The organism is Streptomyces sp. NPDC033131 (assembly GCF_055578365.1).
Window position 1 is genome coordinate 1 of record NZ_JBVIPA010000063.1, and the last position, 23,182, is coordinate 23,182.

General features: G+C 71.5%; 18 protein-coding genes. 10 read left to right on the plus strand and 8 right to left on the minus strand.

Annotated features, from left to right (window positions below):
* Positions 1-138 precede the first annotated feature (138 nt).
* From ACZ5XS_RS42055 to ACZ5XS_RS42075, 5 genes are read right to left on the minus strand one after another with little or no spacing between them, the layout of a single operon-like run.
* Entirely contained in the window at positions 139-1,449 is a 1,311-nt protein-coding gene (locus ACZ5XS_RS42055) for a DUF58 domain-containing protein (protein ID WP_468660586.1), read from the minus strand.
* Positions 1,449-2,438, minus strand: a complete 990-nt coding sequence (locus ACZ5XS_RS42060; protein WP_468660625.1) for an AAA family ATPase — start codon at positions 2,436-2,438, stop codon at positions 1,449-1,451. The genes ACZ5XS_RS42055 and ACZ5XS_RS42060 overlap by 1 nt, the downstream gene beginning before the upstream one ends.
* Complete coding sequence (locus ACZ5XS_RS42065; RefSeq protein ID WP_468660588.1) at positions 2,438-3,652, minus strand: DUF4350 domain-containing protein; 1,215 nt, start codon at positions 3,650-3,652, stop codon at positions 2,438-2,440. Before ACZ5XS_RS42065 ends, ACZ5XS_RS42060 begins: the two co-directional genes overlap by 1 nt.
* Complete coding sequence (locus tag ACZ5XS_RS42070; RefSeq protein WP_468660590.1) at positions 3,649-4,506, minus strand: DUF4129 domain-containing protein; 858 nt, start codon at positions 4,504-4,506, stop codon at positions 3,649-3,651. The genes ACZ5XS_RS42065 and ACZ5XS_RS42070 overlap by 4 nt, the downstream gene beginning before the upstream one ends.
* 4 nt (positions 4,507-4,510) lie before the next feature.
* On the minus strand, positions 4,511-5,884 hold the full coding sequence (locus tag ACZ5XS_RS42075; protein ID WP_468660592.1) for a DUF7847 domain-containing protein: 1,374 nt from the start codon (positions 5,882-5,884) through the stop codon (positions 4,511-4,513).
* Positions 5,885-6,024: 140 nt separating this feature from the next.
* On the opposite strand from ACZ5XS_RS42075, the gene mtnA reads away from it, so the two are divergent.
* The 7 genes from mtnA to ACZ5XS_RS42110 all read left to right on the plus strand — a co-directional run bounded on the left by mtnA (position 6,025) and on the right by ACZ5XS_RS42110 (position 15,180).
* Positions 6,025-7,173 carry an S-methyl-5-thioribose-1-phosphate isomerase gene (gene mtnA, locus ACZ5XS_RS42080; protein ID WP_468660594.1) on the plus strand — a complete coding sequence of 383 codons (1,149 nt, stop codon included), beginning with the start codon at positions 6,025-6,027 and terminating at the stop codon, positions 7,171-7,173.
* Positions 7,174-7,376: 203 nt separating this feature from the next.
* Positions 7,377-8,066 (plus strand): two-component system response regulator MtrA, encoded by a 690-nt coding sequence (mtrA, locus tag ACZ5XS_RS42085; RefSeq protein WP_187283109.1) that lies wholly within the window; start codon positions 7,377-7,379, stop codon positions 8,064-8,066.
* Between the two features lies 1 nt (position 8,067).
* Entirely contained in the window at positions 8,068-10,176 is a 2,109-nt protein-coding gene (gene mtrB / locus ACZ5XS_RS42090; RefSeq protein ID WP_468660597.1) for an MtrAB system histidine kinase MtrB, read from the plus strand.
* Positions 10,166-11,992: an LpqB family beta-propeller domain-containing protein gene (locus tag ACZ5XS_RS42095; protein ID WP_468660599.1), complete on the plus strand. Its 1,827-nt coding sequence runs from the start codon at positions 10,166-10,168 to the stop codon at positions 11,990-11,992. The genes mtrB and ACZ5XS_RS42095 overlap by 11 nt, the downstream gene beginning before the upstream one ends.
* 192 nt (positions 11,993-12,184) lie before the next feature.
* Complete coding sequence (locus ACZ5XS_RS42100; protein WP_468660601.1) at positions 12,185-13,225, plus strand: ComF family protein; 1,041 nt, start codon at positions 12,185-12,187, stop codon at positions 13,223-13,225.
* Between the two features lie 311 nt (positions 13,226-13,536).
* Complete coding sequence (hpf, locus tag ACZ5XS_RS42105; protein WP_217241499.1) at positions 13,537-14,229, plus strand: ribosome hibernation-promoting factor, HPF/YfiA family; 693 nt, start codon at positions 13,537-13,539, stop codon at positions 14,227-14,229.
* A 204-nt stretch (positions 14,230-14,433) separates the two neighbouring features.
* Positions 14,434-15,180 carry a response regulator gene (locus tag ACZ5XS_RS42110; protein WP_217241498.1) on the plus strand — a complete coding sequence of 249 codons (747 nt, stop codon included), beginning with the start codon at positions 14,434-14,436 and terminating at the stop codon, positions 15,178-15,180.
* Between the two features lie 19 nt (positions 15,181-15,199).
* Here ACZ5XS_RS42110 and ACZ5XS_RS42115 read toward each other — a convergent pair whose 3' ends face one another.
* Together ACZ5XS_RS42115 and ACZ5XS_RS42120 are read right to left on the minus strand one after the other, a co-directional pair.
* Positions 15,200-16,396: a winged helix-turn-helix domain-containing protein gene (locus ACZ5XS_RS42115; RefSeq protein WP_468660603.1), complete on the minus strand. Its 1,197-nt coding sequence runs from the start codon at positions 16,394-16,396 to the stop codon at positions 15,200-15,202.
* A 55-nt stretch (positions 16,397-16,451) separates the two neighbouring features.
* Positions 16,452-17,027 (minus strand): GNAT family N-acetyltransferase, encoded by a 576-nt coding sequence (locus ACZ5XS_RS42120; RefSeq protein ID WP_468660605.1) that lies wholly within the window; start codon positions 17,025-17,027, stop codon positions 16,452-16,454.
* 265 nt (positions 17,028-17,292) lie between these two features.
* Between ACZ5XS_RS42120 and secA the strand changes: the two genes are divergently transcribed.
* Complete coding sequence (gene secA / locus ACZ5XS_RS42125; RefSeq protein WP_468660607.1) at positions 17,293-20,133, plus strand: preprotein translocase subunit SecA; 2,841 nt, start codon at positions 17,293-17,295, stop codon at positions 20,131-20,133.
* A 145-nt stretch (positions 20,134-20,278) separates the two neighbouring features.
* Here the strand turns inward: secA and ACZ5XS_RS42130 are convergent, their stop codons facing one another.
* Complete coding sequence (locus ACZ5XS_RS42130; protein WP_468660609.1) at positions 20,279-21,061, minus strand: Rv3235 family protein; 783 nt, start codon at positions 21,059-21,061, stop codon at positions 20,279-20,281.
* Between the two features lie 333 nt (positions 21,062-21,394).
* On the opposite strand from ACZ5XS_RS42130, the gene ACZ5XS_RS42135 reads away from it, so the two are divergent.
* A complete protein-coding gene (locus ACZ5XS_RS42135; RefSeq protein ID WP_468660611.1) occupies positions 21,395-21,910 on the plus strand; it encodes a DUF6912 family protein in 516 nt (171 codons plus the stop codon).
* A gap of 70 nt (positions 21,911-21,980) precedes the next feature.
* Positions 21,981-22,646, plus strand: coding sequence for an HAD family hydrolase (locus tag ACZ5XS_RS42140; protein ID WP_468660613.1), 666 nt, complete (start codon positions 21,981-21,983; stop codon positions 22,644-22,646).
* The last annotated feature ends 536 nt before the right edge of the window (positions 22,647-23,182 follow it).

A 23,182-nucleotide genomic window follows, 5' to 3' on the forward strand; every position in this document is an offset into this window, starting at 1 on the left:
CGCCGATGGTACTGCAGGGGGGACCCTGTGGGAGAGTAGGACGCCGCCGAACAATCATTCAGAAAAGGCCCACACCTTACGGTGTGGGCCTTTTTTGCGTTCACCCTTTTGTTGGCGTCGACTGCCCCTCGCAATTCCTCACAGGCGTCCCGCGGCCTTCAGCGCCAGATAGGCGTCTGCCAGTGCGGGGGCCAGGTCGTCGGGTGTTGCATCGACGACTGTGACGCCGTGGCGGCGGAGTTGTTCGGCCGTGCGATGGCGTTCGCTCTGGGCCTGCGCGGCGGCTGCGGCCTCGTAGACGGCGTCAGTGTTGCCGCGGGCTGTGGCCATGCCGGCGATGTGCGGGTCGGCCACGGATGCCACCAGGACCGTGTGGCGCTGGGTGAGCTGGGAGAGGACCGGGAGCAGGCCCTCCTCGACCGGGGCCGCGTCGAGGGTGGTGAGCAGGACGATCAAGGAGCGGCGAGGGGCTGACCTCAGTGCCGTTGCCGTAAGGCCACGGGAGTCTGTTTCGACGAGCTCGGGTTCCAGGGTCGCCATGGCGTTCACCAGGGACGGGAGCATGTCGCCTGCCGTGCGGCCCTGGACCAGGGCGCGAACGCGACGGTCGTAGGCGAGCAGGTCGACGCGGTCGCCGGCTCGGGATGCCAGGGCTGCGAGGAGCAGTGCCGCGTCCATGGAGGCGTCGAGGCGTGGAGCGTTGCCTACCCGGCCCGCTGAGGTTCGGCCCGTGTCGAGGACCAGGAGGATGTGGCGGTCGCGTTCGGGGCGCCAGGTGCGTACGGCGACCGTGGTCTGGCGGGCTGTGGCGCGCCAGTCGATGGAGCGGGTGTCGTCGCCGGCGACGTATTCGCGCAGGCTGTCGAATTCGGTGCCCTCGCCGCGGGTGAGCACGCTGGTGCGGCCGTCCAGTTCGCGTAGGCGGGCCAGCTTGGAGGGCAGGTGCTTTCGGCTGGTGAACGGGGGCAGGACGCGTACGGTCCAGGGGGCTTTATGGGTGCCCTGGCGGGTGAAGAGGCCGAGGGGGCCGTACGAGCGGATCGTGACGCGGTCGGACCGGCGGTCGCCGCGGCGGGTGGGGCGCAGGCGGGTGGTGACGCGGCGGCGCTCGCCCGCCGGGACCGTCACGTGGTGGCGGGAGGCCGCCACCTCCGTGCCGGGCTGCCAGGTGCTGGGGGGCCAGGCGTCGCGGAGGTGGGCGCGGAGTGGGCGGCGGGACGGGTTCGTGACGGTGAGCGTGACGTCGGCCGTGTCGCCCAGGCGGACCGATGTGTCGCCCGAGCGGGTCAGGCCGAGGCGCCGTACGGGTGCCGCGAGTGCGAAGTCGCAGGCACACGCGACGGCCAGGGGGGCGTTGACCGCGAGGAGGCCTGTCCAACCGGGGTCCCAGATGCCGATCGGGAGGGAACCCAGGGCCGCGAGGAGCGCGGTGCGTCCGGTGAGTGCCATCAGCGGGGGACGGGGACGTGAGCGAGGATCGCGTTGATGACGGAGTCGGCCGTCACGCCTTCCATTTCGGCCTCCGGGCGGAGTTGCACGCGGTGGCGGAGGGTGGGGAGGGCGAGGGCCTTGACGTCGTCGGGGGTGACGTAGTCGCGGCCGGTCAGCCAGGCCCAGGCGCGGGCCGTCGCGAGCAGGGCCGTTGCGCCGCGCGGAGAGACGCCGAGGGTGAGGGAGGGCGATTCGCGGGTGGCTCGGCAGATGTCGACCACGTAGGCGGTGATTTCCGGGGAGATCGTCGTCTTGGCGACCTCGGCGCGGGCGGCTTCCAGGTCGGCGGGGCCCGCGACGGGGCGTACGCCGGCGGCGTGCAGGTCGCGCGGGTTGAAGCCCTCGGCGTGGCGGGTGAGGACGCTGATCTCGTCCTGGCGGGAGGGCAGGGGGATCGTCAGCTTGAGGAGGAAACGGTCCAGCTGGGCCTCGGGCAGGGGGTAGGTGCCCTCGTACTCGACGGGGTTCTGGGTCGCCGCGACCAGGAACGGGTCGGGGAGCGGGCGGGGGGTGCCGTCGACCGTGACCTGGCGTTCCTCCATGGCTTCGAGGAGGGACGACTGGGTCTTGGGCGGGGTGCGGTTGATCTCGTCGGCCAGGAGGAGGTTGGTGAAGACCGGGCCGGGCTGGAAGGAGAACTCGGCGCTGCGGGTGTCGTAGACCAGGGAGCCCGTCACGTCGCTCGGCATCAGGTCGGGGGTGAACTGGACGCGCTTGGTGTCGAGTTCGAGCGCGGAAGCGAGGGCGCGGACGAGGAGCGTTTTGGCGACTCCGGGGACTCCTTCGAGGAGAACGTGTCCGCGGCACAGGAGGGCGACGACGAGGCCGGTCACGGCGGGGTCCTGGCCGACCACGGCCTTGGCGATCTCGGCGCGCAGGGCTTCCAGGGCGGCTCGGGCGTTGCCCTGATCCCCGGCGTCCCCGGCGTTGTCAGTGGTCGGGTCCATCATGGACGGCGTACCTCTCTTTCGAGGGCGTCGAGTTGGTCGGCGAGGGAGATCAGGGCCGCGTCGTCGCCGGGCGGCGGGCCGAAGAGGAGCGCGTGCAGGGCCTGTCCGTCTCCACGGCTGTCGAGGAGGGCGGACAGGGCGGGGAGCAGGGCTTCGGGCGCGTGGGCCTGGGTGACGGGGACGCCGATGAGGGAGGCGAGGCGGGTGCGGGTGGCGGAGCGAAGAGCGACGGCCGCGCGGTCGCGGGCGTTGGCCTTGCGGTAGAGGCGGGCACGGCCTTCGACGGTTTCGGAGGCGCGGATCGCCACGGGGAGTTTTTCGGGCACGAGGGGGCCGAGTCGGCGTGCCCTCCACAGGGCGGCCAGGGCTGCGGCGATGAAGAGCTGCAGTGTGCCCCAGAGCCAGCCCGAGGGAAGCAGGTCGAGGAACCCGCGTTCGTCGTCGGTGTCGGTCGGCGGGGCGTCGGAGAGTGAGGGGAGGTACCAGACCAGGTGGGGGCGGGAGCCGAGGAGTTGGAGGGCGAGCGAGGCGTTGCCCTGCTCGTCGAGGGTGTCGTTGTAGAGGATGTCGGGCGCGCCGATTACGACGGTGTCGCCGCTCCCGGACGTGTCCGGGATCCGTACCAGGGTGGCCAGGCGCTCGCTGGGATAGCACTCGTCGGCGTCGGACCGGGTGGCGGTGTAGCGGATGCCACCCGTGTCGGCGGTGCCCGCGCGTCGGGCGGCGGGCAGGTCGCAGTCGGGGGAGAGCGTCGAGGCGAGGCTGGTGGCCGGGTTGGCGACGACGCCGGGGGCGAGCCGCTCGACGGACCAGCTGCCGGGGGCGACGAGGACGGTGCGGCCGCCGGAGTCGGCGGTTCCGGAGCGCAGTTGGTTCTGTTGACCGTGCGTCAGGAGGTCGGGGACGGCCACCAGGAGCGTGGTGTCCGGGCCGGCCGCGGCGTCGGCCTCGGCGAGGGTGGTGACCACGCGGGTGGAGACGCCTCGGTCGGCGAGGAGTTCGGCCACGGCGCGGCTGCCGTACGGGTCGGCGGAGCGTGGGTCGAGCGTGCCGTGCCGGGTGTCGGAGCGGATGACGGCGATCGCGAGGGCCGCCACCAGGAGGAGCACGAGGGCGAGGACGACGCCTCGCGTGCGGGTCCACACCTGGCGTGCGGTGGGCGAGGCCGAGGTCGAGGTCGAGGTCGAGGGGAGGGTGGCCTCGGTGGTCATTCGGCGGCTCCCCGGCGGTTGTTGTCGGCCGCGCTGTGGGGCGTGCTGCTGCCGGCCGCGAGTTGGGGCTTGGTGCGCGCCAGGTCGCGGTCGAGTTCGGCGATGCGGTGGTACGACTGCTGGGTCGCCGTGCGTCCGCCGTACGTGACGTCGTCGAAGTCCCGGGCGGCGGCGCGCAGTCGGTCTGCCTGGGAGGGCAGTGCGCGGCCGGCCTCGGCGGCCGCCTCGTCGGCGGTGCGGCCGGGGCGGGTGTCGAGAAGAGCGCGTTCCTCCAGGGAGCGGACGATGGCGCGCATCTGCTCCTGGACGGCCTGGCTCCAGTGGCCCTGGGCCGCGTGGGCCTCGGCGGCCGCGCGGTGTTCGGCGGCGCTGAGGGGGCGGTCGTCGAACAGGGCGGCCGAGGAGGCGGGTTCGCGGCGCGGAGTGCCGAGGCGCCACCACAGGGCGCCCAGGACCGCGAGGACGGCCACGATGACGACGACCAGGCCGAGCGCTCCGCCGGGGGTCGCGGCCGAGGCGGTGTTGAACAGCTTGTCGACAAAGTCCCAGAAGGCGTTCAGGGCGCGCTGGAACCAACTGGGGTCGTTCTCGTGGTACATCCGCTTGGACAGTTCGCGCCGGGCCGCCTCGCGCGCGGGGTCGCGCGGGGTCGTCAGCGGTGGTTCGTCGCTGGAGGCGGCGAGCGACAGTACGGATGCGGGGTCGGCCTGCGGCAGGGCGCGGCCCGATGTGCCGCGGACGCGCAGCAGGGCCTGTACTGGTGTGTCGCCGACGCGTCGCGCGGTGCGTACGGCCATGTCGGCGACGTTCGGCAGTGTCTGTGCCGCTGTGAGAACTCCCCCCGCCAGGCTCACCGCATCAGCTCCCGGGAGCGGGGGTGGTGCCGTACCCCTGGACGCCCGCGGCGCGGGCCAGTTCGAGGTCGAGGGCCTCGCGGCGGATGCGCTGGTCGATGTAGAGGAGGACGGTGACGCCGGCCGTGATCGGGAAGGTGATCATGGAGCCGATCACCGAGCCGATCCCGCTGATGATGAGGAACGTCCAGCCGAGACCGCCGGTGCCTTCCATGAAGCCGGTGAACCCGTCACCGCTGAACGCCGCGGCGAGGAAGGTGAAGGGGATGACGACGATCGCCGCGACGATGTTCGCGATGACCGCCGCGAGGAACTGGATGCCGAACACGCGCCACCAGGAGCCGCGGACCAGCTTCCCGGAGCGGCTCATCGACTTCACGATGCCCTGCTTCTCCAGCATCAGCGCGGGCGAGGCCAGGGAGAAGCGGATCATCAGCCACAGGGCGACGATGCCGGCGCCCAGTCCGCCGAGGACGGCGAGGGCCGCGCCCGGCCCGGCCGGGCCCGAGACGGCCACGAGGATGCCGGGAAGCACGCCCACGAGGACGATGCCGACGGCGATGAGCATCAGCAGGAGGATCAGGCCCAGGAGCTTCATCACCTGCGGGCGCGCGTCGCGCCAGGCCTCGCCGGTGGTGACGGGGCGGCCGAGCACCGCGCGGCTGGTGACGGTGGTGAGCAGGGCGGTCGCCATGACCGTGCCGATCAGCGTGATCGCGAAGACGACCGCGCTGCCGAGCATGGCGTCGCCCATGGCGCGGCTCACTTCGCCGAGCGTGGCGCTCGGGTCGTTGAGGGCCTCGGCGTCGGTGGTGTCGTTGAGGACGAGGCCCTGGAGCAGGATGACGACGATCTCGGTGACGACCGCGACCGCCAGCGAGATGCCCAGGACCGTGCGCCAGTAGGTGCGCATGGTGGAGACGGCGCCGTCGAGGATCTCGCCCACGCCGAGAGGTCGGAGGGGGATCACACCGGGCTTGGCCGCGGGCGGGGGCCCGCCCCAGCCGCTGGGTCCGCCGGGGGGACCGTAGGCGCCGCCCCAGCCGCCGTATCCGCCGTTTCCGCCGTTTCCGCCGCCGGGGGTGCCGTAGCCCCCGTGTCCGGGGCCGGTGGGGGGTTGGGCGCCCCAGCCCGGGCCGGGCGGTGGGGGTGGTGGCGTCTGGCCGGGTGCCGGTCCGCCGGCGGGCGCGGACCACTGGTCGGCCGGGGGCTGCTCCTTGGACCACTTCGAGCCGGGGTTCTGCGGGTCCGGTCCTGGCTGCTCCGCGGGGTTCGCGGCGTCGGGCCCCTCGGTGGGCCCGGCGGTGCCGGACGCGCCGGGCTCGTGCCCGTCGGAGGGGGCGGATCCGGGCGAGGCCCAGCCCGGAGTGTCCTTCATCGTCGCTCCTTCACGGTGCCCGTCCGCGGTCGCGGCGGCAGGTTGGCAGCCATCGTGCCATGGGGTGGTCATCGACGGACCAGCCGCGGTATGGGCTGGACACCTTCAATTGTCCGCCGGATAACGGGCAGACTGATCGCATGGCTGATCAGTACGCGCAAACCGGCGAGGACAGCAGGCCGACCGAGATCCCGGCGATCCGATGGGAAGAGCCACCCGAGGGCCCCGTACTGGTGCTTCTCGACCAGACGAGGCTGCCGGCAGAGGAGGTCGAGCTCGTCTGTACGGATGCGCCGGCGCTGGTGGAGGCGATCCGCTCGCTCGCCGTGCGCGGGGCGCCTTTGCTCGGCATCGCGGGGGCGTACGGCGTCGCGCTCGCCGCTGTGCGCGGGTTCGACGTGGACGACGCCGCGGACGCGCTGGCGAGTGCCCGCCCGACGGCGGTGAACCTCGCCGTCGGGGTGCGCCGGGCCCAGTCCGCGTACCGGGCGAAGCTCGCCGAGGGCGGTGATGACCGGCAGGCCGCCGACGCGGCGCTGGCCGCGGCGCGTCAGCTGCACCGGGAGGACGCCGAGGCCAGTGGCCGGATGGCCGAGCGGGGGCTGGCGCTGCTGGAGGAGCTGCTGCCCGGCGGTGGGCACCGGATCCTCACCCACTGCAACACCGGGTCGCTGGTGTCGGGTGGTGAGGGGACGGCGTTCGCGGTGGCGCTCGCGGCGCACCGGGCGGGGCAGCTACGGCGGCTGTGGGTGGACGAGACGCGGCCGCTGCTGCAAGGAGCCCGGCTGACGGCGTACGAGGCGGCGCGCAGCGGTATGGCGTACACCTTGCTCACCGACAACGCGGCGGGTTCGCTGTTCGCGGCCGGAGAGGTGGACGCCGTGCTGATCGGGGCGGACCGCATCGCGGCCGACGGCTCGGTGGCGAACAAGGTGGGGAGCTATCCGCTCGCGGTGCTGGCGCGGTACCACCATGTGCCGTTCATCGTGGTGGCGCCGGTGACCACGGTGGATCCGCACACGCCGGACGGGGCGTCGATCGAGGTCGAGCAGCGCCCCGGGCATGAGGTGACCGAGCTCACAGCGCCACAGGTGCCAGTGGCGGGAGCGGAGGCGGGCGGCGGGGTTCCGGTGGCACCGCTGGGGACCCAGGCGTACAACCCGGCGTTCGATGTGACGCCGCCCGAGCTGGTGACGGCGATCGTCACGGAGGAGGGCGTCGTCTCGCCGGTGACGGCTGAGGGGCTTGCGGAGCTGTGTGCGAGGTCGCCGCAGGTGACCAACGGCTGAGCGGACGCCGTCGGCCTGGCCGACGGGAGCGGCTCCTCCGGTGGCGCCGATGGGCGGGAGGAGGGGCCGTGACATCTTGGGGTGCCGTCGATTGCGGCTCGGCACTTCGAGCCGGCGAGGGCAGACAGTGACGGTTGATACGACTATCGTCACAGGCCAGTGACCCTGCTCACCAGCGCCCCGGTCACTGTTACGAGAATGGGATGATGTCGTTTATGAAGGGACGAGTCCTTGTCGTCGACGACGACACCGCACTGGCCGAGATGCTCGGCATTGTGTTGCGTGGTGAAGGTTTTGAGCCGTCTTTCGTAGCCGACGGCGACAAGGCGCTGGCCGCTTTCCGTGAGGCGAAGCCCGATCTGGTGCTGCTGGATCTGATGCTGCCCGGGCGGGACGGTATCGAGGTGTGCCGTCTGATCAGGGCGGAGTCCGGGGTGCCGATCGTGATGCTCACGGCGAAGAGCGACACCGTCGACGTCGTCGTGGGCCTCGAGTCGGGTGCCGACGACTACATCGTGAAGCCGTTCAAGCCGAAGGAGCTCGTTGCCCGCATCCGGGCGCGGCTCCGGAGGTCGGAGGAGCCTGCGCCCGAGCAGCTCGCCATTGGTGACCTGGTCATCGACGTGGCCGGACACTCCGTGAAGCGGGACGGGCAGTCGATCGCGCTGACGCCGCTGGAGTTCGACCTGCTCGTGGCGCTCGCGCGCAAGCCATGGCAGGTGTTCACGCGTGAGGTGCTGCTCGAGCAGGTGTGGGGCTACCGGCACGCGGCCGACACCCGGCTGGTCAACGTGCATGTGCAGCGGCTGCGCTCCAAGGTCGAGAAGGACCCGGAGCGGCCGGAGATCGTGGTGACCGTCCGTGGCGTCGGTTACAAGGCCGGGCCGAGCTGACATGTCGGAGGACAGTGCCGCTTCGGCGCCCGGCGGTTCCGGGGCCCGCGCGGAGCGGCCTGTCGGCCGGAAGGCGGCAGGCTCCCGCTGGAGCCGCTTCCTCGAGGGCGGATTGCTGCAGGGCGGTGTCCAGGGCAGCCCGGTCCTGCGCCTTTTCATGCGCTGGGTGCGTCGGCCGCTGCTGCCCGTCATGCGGCTGTGGCGGCGCAACATCCAGCTCAAGGTCGTCGTCACGACCCTGCTGATGTCGCTGGGCGTCGTTCTGCTGCTCGGTTTCGTCGTCATCGGGCAGGTGCGCAACGGGCTGCTGGACGCCAAGGTGAAGGCCTCCCAGAGCCAGGCCACCGGTGGGTTCGCGGTGGCCAAGCAGAAGGCCGACGAGGCGGCCGCCGGGACCGGTGACGACGGTGGTCGTCCGGCGGACGGCCGTGCCGAGCAGAACGTCAGTCCGTGGATGGGCGACCTGGTGGAATCGCTTTCCAGCGGTGGCCAGGGCGCTTTCGACGTGGTGACGCTCCCCACGGGCGACGGCAGCAGCGGCGGCGGACGCGGGCCGCGTGCCTCCGGTGACGTCGACTGGTCTGCCAGCGTGCCCGAGGACCTGCGTGAGCGTGTCGACAGCAGTCCGTCGGGGGCCGCCCAGAGCTACACGCGGATCGCCTATGGCAGCGCTGCCACCAAGCAGTCCCAGCCGGCCCTCGTGATCGGCAAGCAGGTCAACGACCCGAACGGCGACCCCTACCAGCTGTACTACCTCTTCCCGCTCACCCAGGAGGAGAAGTCGCTGAGCCTGGTCAAGGGGACCCTTGCGACGGCCGGCCTCTTCGTCGTCGTCCTCCTCGGGGCCATCGCCTGGCTGGTGGTGCGGCAGGTCGTCACCCCGGTGCGGATGGCGGCCGGGATCGCCGAGCGGTTGTCTGCCGGCCGGCTTCAGGAACGGATGAAGGTCACCGGTGAGGACGACATCGCCCGGCTCGGTGAGGCCTTCAACAAGATGGCGCAGAACCTGCAGCTGAAGATCCAGCAGCTGGAGGAGCTGTCGCGGATGCAGCGCCGGTTCGTGTCGGACGTGTCGCACGAACTGCGTACGCCGCTGACGACCGTGCGGATGGCGGCCGACGTCATCCACGACGCGCGCGTGGACTTCGATCCGGTGACCGCCCGGTCGGCGGAACTGCTCGCCGACCAGTTGGACCGCTTCGAGACGCTGCTCGCGGACCTGCTGGAGATCAGCCGCTTCGACGCGGGCGCGGCGGCCCTGGAGGCCGAGCCGATCGACCTGCGTGAGGTCGTACGACGGGTTGTCAGCGGGGCCGAACCGCTCTCCGAGCGCAAGGGCACGCAGATCCGCGTCGTGGGCGACCAGCAGCCCGTGGTGGCCGAGGCGGACGCCCGGCGGGTGGAGCGGGTGCTGCGCAACCTCGTCGTCAACGCCGTGGAGCACGGCGAGGGCAAGGACGTCGTCGTCAAGCTCGCCGCGGCGGGCGGGGCGGTCGCGATCGCGGTGCGCGACTACGGCGTCGGGCTCAAGCCCGGTGAGGCGACCCGCGTTTTCAGCCGCTTCTGGCGGGCCGACCCGGCACGCGCGCGTACCACCGGCGGTACCGGCCTGGGGCTGTCCATCGCCCTGGAGGACGCACGTCTGCACGGCGGCTGGCTGCAGGCGTGGGGTGAGCCGGGCGGCGGCTCGCAGTTCCGGCTGACGCTGCCGCGGACCGCGGACGAGCCCTTGCGGGGCTCGCCGATACCGCTGGAGCCCAAGGACTCGCGGCGCCATCGTGGCCTCACCGATGCCGGACTGCCGAGCGCGGGCGGGGAGAAGGCCGCCACCGTGCCGGCCCAGCAGACGGGCGACCAGGGGCCGTCACGCGGCCCGATCGCGCCCCGGCCGTCCGGGTCGACCCCCACGGCCGACCCGACGGCGCTGCCCGGCAACGGCGCGCGCGTGGTGCCCCGGCCCGCTTCAGGGGCTCGGCTGCGGGGGGACGCGTCCGCGGGAAGCCGGCAGGGCACCAGCGAGGCCGGCGGACCGCAGAGCGAGACCGCGAGCCGCCCGGGCACCGGGTCGGAGGGCTCGTACGAGCAAGGGGAGGCATTTCGTGGGCGCTGACCGCCAGGGGGGCGCCCGGCGCACGCCGGGGCGCGCGGCGGCGTACGCCGCTTGTGGTGTCGTACTGCTGGCAGGGTGTGCGTCCATGCCCGACAGCGGGGACCTGCGCGGCGTCGAGTCCACACCGCGCCAGGACGCGCAGGTGCGGGTGTTCGCCATGCCGCCCCAGGAGGACGCGCCCGCCTCGGAGATCGTCCAGGGCTTTCTGGAGGCGCTGACCAGCGACGATCCGCACTACGAGACGGCGAGCAGGTACCTGACGTCTGAGGCCGCGAAGACATGGCGGCCGGAGCTGTCCACCACGGTGCTCGCGAACGGGCCGACCATCGGACCCGAGCGGCCCGCGGACCGTGGGGACGCCAACGTCGTCGCGTACTCGCTCACCGGTGAGCGGGTCGCCACGGTGGACCGGCAGCAGTCGTACGCGCCCGCCGACGGGGACTACAGCCAGTCGGTGTTCCTCACGCGGGACCCGAAGACCAAGCAGTGGCGTATCGACGGGCTGCCGCAGGGCGTCGTCATGGGGAAGTCGGACTTCCAGCGCAACTACACGTCCGTCAACAAGTACTACTTCGCCTCGAACACGACGACCGGGACGAGTCCGCAGACCGTGGCCGTCGCCGATCCCGTGTACGTGCGCGAGCGCGTGGATCCCATGACACAGATGGTGCGTTCCCTGCTCACCGGGCCCACGAGCTGGCTCGACCACGTGGTCAGGTCCAGTTTCCCCACCGGTACGAAGCTCAAGAAGGGCGTCACCTCGCTGACGCCGGACGACCGGAGCATCCTGACCGTGCCGCTCAACGACCGGGCGGCTCGGGTCAGTTCGACCAGGTGCGAAGCGATGGCGGCACAGCTCCTGTTCACCTTGCAGAACCTCACCCCCGCGGTGGACGAGGTCGAACTGCAGGCCGACGGCAAGCAGTTGTGCATGCTCAACGAGACCGACGCCGACGAGGTCGCCGCGCGCGGCTCGGTGCGCAGTCCCGAGTACCTGTACTTCCTCGACGGGAAACACCGGCTCGTACGGCTGCCCGCGGGGAACAACAGTACGAACCCCGATCCGGTACCGGGAGCACTGGGCGAGGGCGGCAAGGAGCTGCGCTCGGTCGCCGTGTCGCGCGACGAGAACAGCGCTGCCGGGGTCGGCATCGACGGCAAGGCGCTGTACGTCGGCTCCCTCGTGTCGGGCGGGTCGCTCGGGGAGCCCGTGCTGAGCAGTAAGGGCCCGACGGAGAACGACCGGCTGACCGCGCCCAGTTGGGACGCGGAGGGCGACCTGTGGGTGGCCGACCGCGACCCCGCCGACCCGCGGCTGCTGTTGCTGGAGGAGGGCGCGGGCAAGCCGCTGACGGTGCGGACGCCGGGGCTGGACGGGCGCGTCAAGGACATCCGGCTGGCCGCCGACGGGGTGCGTATCGCGCTGGTCGTGGAGAAGGACGGCAAGCAGTCCCTGTTCGTCGGGCGGATCGAGCGGGGCGAGAAGCCGGGGGAGGCGCCGTCGGTCCAGGAACTGCGTTCCGCGACGCCGGAGATGGAAGAAGTCACCACCATGTCGTGGGCCGGTGACAGCCGGCTCGTGGTGGTCGGGCGCGAGCAGGGTGGCGTGCAGCAGATGCGGTACGTCCAGGTCGACGGCTCCACGCCGGAGGGACCCGCGCCGGCGGCGCTGACGGGCGTGAAGGAGATCGCCGCGTCCGAGGACGACCGGTTGCCGTTGGTGGCGTACTCGGAGGACGGGATCGTACGGCTGTCGTCCGGGACCCAGTGGCAGAAGGTGGACACGGACGGGACGGCTCCGGTTTATCCGGGGTGAGTGCTGGACTGCGGGGCCGGGTGCCGCCGCGGTGTGAGGGAGGCGGCCGTTCCTGCCGGAGTTCGCTCCGGCGGAGCGGTCGCTCTGTTTCGGGGCGGTACGGCTGTCGTGCCGCAGCCCGGAGTTGAGTTATCCACAGGCGGTTGTCCACAGGGGTGGCAGGGTGGCTTCGGCGCTGGCACAGTGGTGGGCATGCGGGGGTGGTGGCAGGACCTCACCGACCTGGTGCTGCCGGCCGAGTGCGGAGGCTGCGGGACGCCTCGTACGGTGCTCTGTCCGGAGTGCCGTGCCGTCCTTTGCGGGGCCGTACCGCGCCGGGTGCGACCGGATCCGGAGCCGGCGGGGCTGCCGGACGTGCACGCGGCGGCCCGGTACGCCGACGAGGTGCGGGCCATGCTGCTGGCCCACAAGGAACGGGGTGCGCTGGCGCTGGCGACACTGCTCGGTACGGCCCTGGCGGGGGCTGTGCGGGCCGGGCTTCAGCAGGCCTGGGGACCGGCTCACAGGGCCGGGCCCAGGGAGGTGCGAGGGATGGTCGGCGGGGCCGGGGGCCGCGGGGCCGCCGGGCCGGACGGCGAGGTCGTGATGCTCGTCCCGGTGCCGTCCTCGCCTGGGGCGGTTCGGGCCCGGGGACATGATCCGGCGCGGCGGATCGCGCTTGCCGCCGCCGGGGAGCTGCGGCGGGCCGGGACGCCGGCGCGCGTGGTTCCCGTGCTGCGGCAGGGGCGTGCCGTCGCCGACCAGACGGGGCTCAACTCCCGGCAGCGGCTCGAGAATCTCGCCGGTGCGCTGGTGGTGGCCCCCGGCGGGGGACGGCTGCTCCTCGGCGGCCGGGTCGTGCTCGTCGACGACCTGATGACCACGGGCGCGTCCCTGAGGGAGGCGGCGCGTGCGGTGCGGGCGGCGCTGGCGGGGCACACGGTGTCCGGTGGTGCTGCCGCGGACGCAGGGCGGGCGGCGGGTGGTCGCGCGGGTTCGGTGCGGCACAGGGAGGCCGGCGGTGGCGAGGGTGTGTGGGCGGGCAGGGCGGATGTGTGTGGAGGGGGTGCAACGGCGGTGTACGGCGCGGCAGGTCGGGAAGGCAGAGGGGAACGGACGGGCGGCACGACGGAGGAGGAGACGGGCCGGGTGGCCGCCCCCTCGGAAAGGGTGGGTGTCGGCGGTGACGGCGATGGAATCTGCGCGGCAGTGGTCGCTGCGACGCCGGATTCTTTCGAAATAAACCGGAACTGACAGTGAACTTGCATCGTTGCAGGTAATGAGAGGGCTAATTCACCTGAACGGAGGTAGGCCGCGGTAGAGGGTGACGACATCCGTCCGGGCGAGATATGTTCGGTTGTGAGGGAAAGGCCCAGGCCACACCTCTCCTGTCCGAATGCCGTGCCGTGGGTTTTTCACTATCACCCGCACCGGTGGAGTGGAGATCTTGCCCGCGGGGGAGGAGGTGGACGTCACCGAGTCCGAGGTTCCGGGACTCACCGGAGCCTGGTGCAAAAGGGAGATGCTCCGCAGCGAAGCGGAGTGATCCGGGAACGGAGTTCTGCGTGGACATCGTCGTCAAGGGCCGCAAGACCGAGGTGCCCGAGCGGTTCCGCAAGCACGTGGCCGAGAAGCTGAAGCTGGAGAAGATCCAGAAGCTCGATGGCAAGGTGATCAGCCTCGACGTCGAGGTGTCCAAGGAGCCGAACCCCCGACAGGCCGACCGTTGTGACCGAGTGGAGATCACCCTCCGCTCCCGCGGTCCGGTGATCCGGGCGGAAGCGGCAGCCAGCGACCCGTACGCGGCACTCGACCTGGCGGCGGAGAAGCTGGACGCGCGGCTGCGCAAGCAGCACGACAAGCGCCACACCCGACGCGGCTCACGGCGGCTCACGGCGGCCGAGGTCCCCGACCACGTCCAGGGCGCGGCGACGCTCAACGGCAACGGCCACACCGTCTCCGAGGAAGAGCCGGACGGAGTGCCCACCAAGAAGATCGGCTCGCTGGAAGTGAAGGGCGACGGCCCCCTCATCGTCCGCGAGAAGACCCACGTAGCCTCCCCGATGACCCTCGATCAGGCCCTCTACGAGATGGAACTGGTCGGGCACGACTTCTACCTGTTCATCGACTCCGAGACCAAGGAGCCGAGCGTCGTCTACCGGCGGCACGCCTACGACTACGGCGTCATCCACCTCAGCACGGACCCGATGGTCACCCAGGCGCAACCGACCGCGGCGGGTGGCACGCTGGGCGGCTGATGACCCGGCCGACAGCTGATCCGGTGCCCCTGGTGCGCGTGTGCGCCCCCAGGGGCACCGGTGTGCGACCACTTCGCGACCCGCTCTGTCACCGCAGTGTCGTCCCGGCATGAAATCATGGCCGCACCGGCCCAACCGCTGGGCCGTTGCCTTGGGTTGGCGATGGCACAGAACCACAGGCCACAGCCTTCAGGGGGAGGAACGATGGCGGACAGCTTCGGACCGATGCAGGACGAGGACGCCGGGGACGGCGTCGTCGCCACGGGCCCGGACGCGGGCTCTCCACGCAAGGAGCCGATCCGCGTCCTGGTCGTGGACGACCACGCCCTCTTCCGCCGCGGTCTGGAGATCGTGCTCGCGGCCGAGGAGGACATCCAGGTCGTGGGCGAGGCCGGGGACGGCGCGGAGGCCGTCGACAAGGCCGCCGACCTGCTGCCGGACATCGTGCTGATGGACGTCCGGATGCCCAAGCGCGGCGGGATCGAGGCGTGCACCTCCATCAAGGAGGTCGCCCCCAGCGCCAAGATCATCATGCTGACGATCAGCGACGAGGAAGCCGACCTCTACGAAGCGATCAAGGCGGGCGCGACCGGATATCTCCTCAAGGAGATCTCCACCGACGAGGTGGCCACCGCCATTCGCGCGGTGGCCGACGGGCAGTCGCAGATCAGCCCCTCGATGGCGTCGAAACTGCTCACCGAGTTCAAGTCGATGATCCAGCGCACCGACGAACGCCGTCTCGTGCCGGCGCCACGGCTCACGGACCGTGAGCTGGAGGTGCTGAAGCTGGTTGCCACGGGGATGAACAACCGGGATATCGCCAAGCAGTTGTTCATCTCCGAGAACACCGTGAAGAACCATGTGCGCAACATCCTGGAGAAGCTGCAGCTGCACTCCAGGATGGAGGCCGTGGTGTACGCGATGCGGGAGAAGATCCTCGAAATCCGGTAGGGACGGGATCGGGACGGGATCAGCCGGTCAAGCGGGCGAGTTCCCCCGCCAGGGGCTCGCGCAGTTCCGGTGCGTCCACCCGTTCCACCCGCACGTCCGTGCAGTTCACCCAGCTTGCCGCCTCGACCAGGGCCTGCGCGACCGCCGGGACCGCCTTCGGACCGTCCAGGGTGACCTGCCTGGCGACCAGGGTGCTGCCCTCGCGAGCCGGGTCCACGCGGCCCACCAGGTGACCACCGGCCAGCACCGGCATCGCGAAATAGCCGTACACCCGCTTCGGCTTGGGGACGTAGGCCTCCAGGCGGTGGGTGAAGCCGAAGATCCGCTCGGTGCGCGCCCGTTCCCAGACCAGGGAGTCGAAGGGGGACAGAAGGGTGGTGCGGTGGCGGCCACGCGCGGGAGCCTCCAGGGCCGCCGGGTCGGCCCAGGCCGGTTTGCCCCAGCCCTCGACCGTGACCGGGACCAGGCCCGAGTCGGCGATCACCGCGTCGACCTGTTCGGCCTTGAGGCGGTGGTAGTCGGCGATGTCCGCGCGCGTGCCGACGCCCAGGGACTGGCCGGCGAGGCGGACCAGGCGGCGCAGGCACTCGGTGTCGGTCAGGTCGTCGTGCAGCAGGGTGTCCGGGATCGCGCGTTCGGCGAGGTCGTACACGCGCTTCCAGCCGCGGCGCTCGACGCACACCACCTCGCCGTACATGAGGGCGCGCTCGACGGCGACCTTCGTGCCGGACCAGTCCCACCACTCGCTGGTCTTCTTCGCGCCGCCCAAATCCGTGGCCGTCAGCGGGCCTTCGGTGCGGAGCTGCTTGATGACCTGGTCGTAGGCGCCGTCGGGGAGGGTGTGGTTCCAGTGCGGGCGGCCGCGGTACACGCGGCGGCGGAAGGCGAAGTGGGGCCACTCCTCGATGGGGAGGATGCACGCGGCGTGGGACCAGTACTCGAAGGCGTGGGGACGTGCCGGAGCCGCGCCCGAGGCCGCGGTGCCCCAGTAGGCGCTCTCGACCGTCTTGCGGCCGACGGCGCCGAGACGGGCGTACGGGATCAGTTCGTGGGAGCGGGCGAGGACCGAGATGGTGTCCAGTTGAACCGCGCCCAGGTGGCGGAGGAGGCCGCGGACGCCCGAGCGGCGGTCCGGGGCGCCCAGGAAGCCCTGGGCCCTGAGGGCGATGCGGCGGGCTTCGTCTGCCGAGAGGGTGGTGGTCGGGCGCGTCGTCATGGGCCGCACGATAGAGGGTGGGACTGACAACGCGGCATGACCTGCGGCTTCGCTGTCACGACCGGGACGGCGCCGGCAAATACGGTGCCGTGGACGGCATTCCGAGGTCCGACGGCAGCAGCGAACCCACCCAGGAGTCCCGTCGTACGCCCTGGTGGACGATCGCGGAGCGCAGGGTGCCCTCGAAGGCGAAGCCGGCGCGTTCCGCCACCGCGCGGGAGGGATGGTTGCCGACCTCCGCGCGCCACTCCACGCGATCGACCGACAGGTCGGTGAAGGCCCAGCGGGCGGCCGAACGGGCGGCCTCGGTGGTGTAGCCGTTGCCGCGGTGCTCCTTCGCGCCCCAGAAGCCGATCTCGGCCACGCTCAGGGAGCGCATCGTGAGGCTGACCATGCCCGTCAGTTCACCGTCGGGGAGGAAGAGACCGAAGGTGAACATGGAGCCGTCCGCCCAGCCCTCGGGGACCAGTTGCTCGGTGAAGCTGCGGGCGTGTTCGGGGAGGTAGGGAGCCGGGATCGACGTCCAGCGCTGGATGTCGGGGTCCTGGGCGGCCGCGTACACGGCGTCGGTGTCCTGGGAGCCGACGGTGCGCAGCAGGAGACGGCCGGTGGTGAGCGTGACGGGGTCCATCGGCCGATTCTGCTCGGGGTTCGGCGAAGACACCATCTCTTTGCCGTGCGTGAGCGGGCGATCACGATTCGCGCGATTCGTCCCCGTGGTGCGGCACCATCCGCCGGGCCCGGGCGTTGTTCCTTTGCAGAGATGTGAAGCAGTGGGCAGTCGCCGTCCCGGCAGGCCTCCCGGCGTGGCGGGGTCCTCGCATACGATGGCCGTTGCTCAGTAGTCCAATGGAAACCGACCGTCCCAGGCCCGACCGGCAAGGAGACCAACCCCCGTGTCCGTCCTCTCCAAGATCATGCGTGCAGGCGAAGGCAAGATCCTGCGCAAGCTGCACCGCATCGCGGACCAGGTCAACTCCATCGAAGAGGACTTCGTCGACCTCTCCGACGCCGAGCTGCGGGCCCTCACCGATGAGTACAAGCAGCGGTACGCCGATGGTGAGAGCTTGGACGACCTGCTGCCCGAGGCCTTCGCGACCGTGCGCGAGGCCGCCAAGCGCGTCCTTGGACAGCGTCACTACGACGTCCAGATGATGGGCGGCGCCGCCCTCCACCTCGGCTACGTGGCCGAGATGAAGACCGGTGAGGGCAAGACCCTGGTCGGCACCCTGCCCGCCTACCTGAACGCCCTCTCCGGACAAGGCGTCCACCTGATCACGGTCAACGACTACCTGGCCGAGCGCGACTCCGAGATGATGGGCCGCGTCCACAAGTTCCTGGGCCTGGACGTCGGCTGCATCCTCGCCAACATGACGCCGGCCCAGCGCCGCGAGCAGTACCGGTGCGACATCACCTACGGCACGAACAACGAGTTCGGCTTCGACTACCTGCGCGACAACATGGCGTGGTCCAAGGACGAGCTCGTCCAGCGCGGCCACAACTTCGCCATCGTCGACGAGGTCGACTCCATCCTCGTCGACGAGGCCCGTACGCCGCTGATCATCTCCGGTCCGGCCGACCAGGCCACCAAGTGGTACGGCGACTTCGCCAAGCTGGTCACCCGGCTGAAGAAGGGCGAGCCCGGCAACCCCCTCAAGGGCCTCGAGGAGACCGGCGACTACGACGTCGACGAGAAGAAGCGCACGGTCGCCATCCACGAGTCCGGCGTCGCCAAGGTCGAGGACTGGCTGGGCATCGACAACCTCTACGAGTCGGTGAACACGCCGCTGGTGGGCTACCTGAACAACGCCATCAAGGCCAAGGAGCTCTTCAAGGCGGACAAGGACTACGTCGTCATCGACGGCGAGGTCATGATCGTCGACGAGCACACCGGCCGTATCCTCGCCGGCCGCCGCTACAACGAGGGCATGCACCAGGCGATCGAGGCGAAGGAAGGGGTGGACATCAAGGACGAGAACCAGACGCTCGCCACGATCACCCTCCAGAACTTCTTCCGCCTCTACAAGCGCCACGACCACAGCGGCAAGGAACAGCCCGGCCTCTGCGGCATGACCGGTACGGCCATGACCGAGGCCGCCGAGTTCCACCAGATCTACAAGCTCGGCGTCGTCCCGATCCCGACCAACCGGCCGATGGTCCGCAAGGACCAGTCGGACCTGATCTACCGCACCGAGGTCGCCAAGTTCGAGGCGGTCGTCGACGACATCGTCGAGAAGCACGGGAAGGGCCAGCCGATCCTCGTCGGTACGACGTCGGTCGAGAAGTCCGAGTACCTCTCGCAGCAGCTCTCCAAGCGCGGCGTCCAGCACGAGGTGCTGAACGCGAAGCAGCACGACCGTGAGGCCCCGATCATCGCCCAGGCCGGCCGCAAGGGCGCCGTCACCGTCGCCACCAACATGGCCGGCCGTGGTACCGACATCAAGCTCGGCGGCAACCCCGACGACCTCGCCGAGGCGGAGCTGCGTCAGCGCGGCCTCGACCCCGAGGAGCACATCGAGGAGTGGGCCGCGGCCCTGCCCGCCGCCCTGGAGCGGGCCGAGAAGGCTGTCGAGGAGGAGTTCGAGGAGGTCAAGGAGCTCGGCGGGCTCTACGTCCTCGGCACCGAGCGGCACGAGTCGCGTCGTATCGACAACCAGCTGCGTGGTCGTTCCGGCCGCCAGGGCGACCCGGGCGAGTCCCGCTTCTACCTCTCCCTGGGCGACGACCTGATGCGCCTGTTCAAGGCCCAGATGGTCGAGCGCGTGATGTCGATGGCGAACGTCCCGGACGACGTGCCGATCGAGAACAAGATGGTCACGCGCGCGATCGCGTCCGCGCAGTCGCAGGTCGAGCAGCAGAACTTCGAGACCCGTAAGAACGTCCTGAAGTACGACGAGGTGCTCAACCGGCAGCGCGAGGTCATCTACGGCGAGCGCCGCCGCGTCCTGGAGGGCGAGGACCTGCACGAGCAGGTCCAGCACTTCATGGACGACACCATCGACGCGTACGTCACCGCGGAGACCGCCGAGGGCTTCCCGGAGGACTGGGACCTCGACCGGCTGTGGGGCGCGTTCAAGCAGCTCTACCCGGTGAAGGTCACCGTCGATGAGCTGGAGGAGGCGGCCGGCGACCGGGCCGGTCTGACCGCCGAGTACATCTCCGAGTCCATCAAGGACGACATCCACGACCAGTACGCGGCGCGTGAGGCGCAGCTCGGCTCCGAGATCATGCGTGAGCTGGAGCGCCGGGTCGTGCTGTCGGTCCTGGACCGCAAGTGGCGCGAGCACCTCTACGAGATGGACTACCTCCAGGAGGGCATCGGCCTGCGGGCGATGGCGCAGAAGGACCCGCTGGTCGAGTACCAGCGCGAGGGCTTCGACATGTTCACCGCCATGATGGAGGGCATCAAGGAGGAGTCCGTCGGCTACCTGTTCAACCTGGAGGTCCAGGTCGAGCAGCAGGTCGAGGAGGTCCCGGTCGAGGACGCGAAGCCGTCGCTCGACAAGAAGGACGCGGTGCCGGCGCAGGCGGGCGCGCGTCCCGAGATCCGCGCCAAGGGGCTCGACGTTCCGCAGCGCCGGGAGCTGCACTTCTCCGCGCCGACCGTGGACGGCGAGGGCGGTGTCGTCGAGGGCGAGTTCGCCGCCGACGACGAGCCCGTGCGCTCCGAGTCCGACGGCCTCACGCGCGCGGAGCGGCGCAAGCAGTCGCGTGGCGGGCGCCGCCGCAAGAAGTGACGGTGCGGTTGCCGGCGGCGCCGTAGCGCATCGAAGGGCCGGGTCACCTGAGGGTGCCCGGCCCTTCGGCGTGCAGTGCGACTTCGGCGTGGGGTGCGCCGGGACGTGTGGTGCGCTCGGGCGTGCCGGGTGCTGGGCTGCTGTGTCAGTCGTCGTCCGTGTGCGGCCTGCGGGGGCCGCCGAGTTCCACGGCCGTGCAGCGCCAGCGCAGGTCGTGGCCCTGCTCCAGGCGGAAGGCCATGGCCCGCAGCTGGTCGCCGGCGCCGATGCGGGCGAAGGCCTCGATGGCGCCGGGGCGGGGGACGTAGTAGCCGATGTCGCGGACGACGGGGAGGGTGCCGCGGGTGGCGCGCAGGGGGCCGCGTTCGGCGAGCCAGGCCAGTTCGTCATAGGCGCGGCCCGCGGTGTGCCGGAGCATCCAGTGGACGGGGCGCCGGCCGCTCAGGACGGCGAGGAGCCGGTCGGCGAAGACGTCGGTGGGGCGGGGCTGCGGGAGGGGCCTGCGGGGGGTCTGGGAGGGGACGACGGGGGAGGCGGGGGTTCCCGCGACTGCGCGGGTGGGACTGGGCGTGGTGGGCCTCTCAGGGGTTGTGAGGGGCCTTCCTGCGGTGGCGGGGCGGGCGGGGGTGGTGGCCCGGGTCGGGGCGGCGGTGCCGCGGAGGCGCGTGCCGGTGCGCGTGCTGGTGCCGGTGCTGGGGGTCAGCGGGTCCGGCCCGGGGGCGGTCGTGGGGCGGTTGTCGGTCGGGCGGGTGAGGGCGCGGGTTCCGGACGTGCCCGGTGAGCCCGGTGGGCGGCCGTCGGGCGCGGTCGTGCGGGGCGTGCCTCCGCCGGGGGCGCGGGGCGGGGTGCCGCCGGGACGGCGGGGGTCGCGGCGGCCCGGCGGGCGGGCGCCGGGGTGGTGGTTCGCCCTCGTCATGACCTTGTTCATCGTCGTCCCCGCTCGATCGGCCCGGGTAGTACCGGGCGGTAACTTCGTGCTTGGGGATCTTGTACGGGGTGGTGGACCTCGACGGCAAGGCGGCCGGGGGCCTCCCCGGGGTGGCCGGAATGTTCACCTATCAGAGTGGTCGGGGGTGCCGGGAAGCCCGTCGTGGCGGGGGTGTACCGGGTGAGTTCCGGGGCGCCGGGTGGACGCCTTCGGGGGGATGGGCAGGGACTCGAAAGGGGACCCCACGGACGTATCCTGAAGGCCCTCCGGGAGGTGCCGAACGCCTTTAAGGAGGGCCCGACGAGCCTTTGACCACGAAAGAAGCGGCGAGCCATGCGTGTCTACGTCCCCCTGACTCTTCCCGGGCTCGCCGAGGCGTACAAGACGGGAGAACTGGGGAACGGGCCGTTCGTCGCGTACGCGGTCACGCCCGCGTTGCGGGAGTGGTACCTGTCCGACGACATCGAGGAGTTGGAGTACGCCGCGCTCAACCGGGCCGCGCTGGCCTCGCTGCGGTTGCTGGCGGCGGACGCCGAGGCGGTGCGGCGGCGGGTCGTGGTCGCCGTGGACGTGCCGGACGGTACGGCGACCTCTGATCCCGACCGGGCGCTGGATCCCGCGGCGCTCGGTGAGGTGCGGGTCGCCGGGGCTGTGCCGTTGGACAAGGCGGCGGCCGTGCACGTCGATGCCGGGGACGCGGAGGCCGACGTGGCCGCGGCGGCCGGCGCGCTCGCGGCGGCGGACGCCGGGGACGGCGACGCGCAGTTCGTCGTGGACGGGGCCGAGGACCATGAGCTGCTGTGGTTCGCCAGGCAGGAGATCCCGAATCTGGTCGGGCTGGGAAGCTGAGGGCGGATGTTCTGCTCGGCTCTGAGCTGGGGGTCTCTTGATTGTCAGTGAGGGCGGGTACGTTTTCGGCATGGGGAAGCAGACAGGCGCGCACATTGTCTGGGACTGGAACGGCACGCTGTTCCACGACAACGACGCGATCATCGGGGCGACGAACGCGGCGTTTTCGGAGTTGGGGCTGGCGTCGATCACGCTGGAGCAGTACCGGGCGTTGTACTGCGTGCCGGTGCCGAAGTTCTACGAGCGGTTGATGGGGCGGCTGCCCACCGAGGCCGAGTGGGAGGTCATGGATGAGACCTTCCATCGGTACTACACCGAGCACCGGGTGAGATGCGGGCTGACCGCGGGGGCGGCGGAGCTGCTTGCGGGGTGGGGGTCGGCGGGGCGGAGCCAGTCGATCCTCAGCATGTACGTGCATGACGAACTCGTGCCGTTGGTGCGGGGGTTCGGTATCGAGGCGCACTTCCTGCGGGTCGACGGGCGGGTCGGGCCGTCCGGAGGGAGCAAGGCGGAGCACATGGTGCGGCACCTGGGGGCGTTGGCCGGGGTGGACCCGGCTCGGACGGTGGTGATCGGGGATGCCGCCGATGACGCGGTGGCGGCTCGGCATGTGGGGGCTCGGGCCGTGTTGTACACCGGGGGGTCGCATGGGCGGGCGAGCCTTGAGGTGGTGGGGGTGCCGGTGGTGGACACGCTGGAGGAGGCCGTGGTGGAGGCGCAGCGGTTGGCGGCGTGACGCTGGGCTGAGCTGGGGCGGGGGGTGGGGTGTCGGGGGCCGCTGTGGTTGGCGCCGGGCTGTTTCTCGCCCCCGCCGCCCCTACCCGTCCCATCCCCAGGGGCTCCGCCCCTTCGACCCCACCAGGGGCTCCGCCCCTGGGCCTGGGCGGGGACTGCGTCCCCTGCACCCCTCGCGGGGCTCCGCCGCTGCATACCGGCGGGGACTGCGTCCCCTGCACCCCGCCGGGCTCCGCTCCCGGACCCGTCGGGACTGCGTCCCTTGCATCCCTCGCGGGGCTCCGCCTCTGGTCCCGGGCGGGCTCCGCTCCTGGCTCCGGGCGGGACTGGGTCCCCTGCATCCCTCGCGGGGCTCCGCCCCTGGACCCGGGCGGGCTCCGCTCCTGGCTCCGGGCGGGACTGGGTCCCCTGCATCCCGTCGGGCTCCGCTCCTGGACCCGGTCGGGACTGCGTCCCTTGCATCCCTCGCGGGGCTCCGCCTCTGGTCCCGGGCGGGCTCCGCTCCTGGCTCCGGGCGGGACTGGGTCCCCTGCATCC

What these genes read in the sequence shown, in the direction of transcription:
- ACZ5XS_RS42055 (WP_468660586.1), bottom strand. Translation starts at nt 1,449, where the DNA reads ATGGCACTCACCGGACGCACCGCGCTCCTCGCGGCCCTGGGTTCCCTC.
- ACZ5XS_RS42060 (WP_468660625.1), bottom strand. Translation starts at nt 2,438, where the DNA reads ATGGACCCGACCACTGACAACGCCGGGGACGCCGGGGATCAGGGCAAC.
- ACZ5XS_RS42065 (WP_468660588.1), bottom strand. Translation starts at nt 3,652, where the DNA reads ATGACCACCGAGGCCACCCTCCCCTCGACCTCGACCTCGACCTCGGCC.
- ACZ5XS_RS42075 (WP_468660592.1), bottom strand. Translation starts at nt 5,884, where the DNA reads ATGAAGGACACTCCGGGCTGGGCCTCGCCCGGATCCGCCCCCTCCGAC.
- mtnA (WP_468660594.1), top strand. Translation starts at nt 6,025, where the DNA reads ATGGCTGATCAGTACGCGCAAACCGGCGAGGACAGCAGGCCGACCGAG.
- mtrA (WP_187283109.1), top strand. Translation starts at nt 7,377, where the DNA reads ATGATGTCGTTTATGAAGGGACGAGTCCTTGTCGTCGACGACGACACC.
- mtrB (WP_468660597.1), top strand. Translation starts at nt 8,068, where the DNA reads ATGTCGGAGGACAGTGCCGCTTCGGCGCCCGGCGGTTCCGGGGCCCGC.
- ACZ5XS_RS42100 (WP_468660601.1), top strand. Translation starts at nt 12,185, where the DNA reads ATGCGGGGGTGGTGGCAGGACCTCACCGACCTGGTGCTGCCGGCCGAG.
- ACZ5XS_RS42110 (WP_217241498.1), top strand. Translation starts at nt 14,434, where the DNA reads ATGGCGGACAGCTTCGGACCGATGCAGGACGAGGACGCCGGGGACGGC.
- ACZ5XS_RS42115 (WP_468660603.1), bottom strand. Translation starts at nt 16,396, where the DNA reads ATGACGACGCGCCCGACCACCACCCTCTCGGCAGACGAAGCCCGCCGC.
- ACZ5XS_RS42120 (WP_468660605.1), bottom strand. Translation starts at nt 17,027, where the DNA reads ATGGACCCCGTCACGCTCACCACCGGCCGTCTCCTGCTGCGCACCGTC.
- ACZ5XS_RS42130 (WP_468660609.1), bottom strand. Translation starts at nt 21,061, where the DNA reads ATGAACAAGGTCATGACGAGGGCGAACCACCACCCCGGCGCCCGCCCG.
- ACZ5XS_RS42135 (WP_468660611.1), top strand. Translation starts at nt 21,395, where the DNA reads ATGCGTGTCTACGTCCCCCTGACTCTTCCCGGGCTCGCCGAGGCGTAC.
- ACZ5XS_RS42140 (WP_468660613.1), top strand. Translation starts at nt 21,981, where the DNA reads ATGGGGAAGCAGACAGGCGCGCACATTGTCTGGGACTGGAACGGCACG.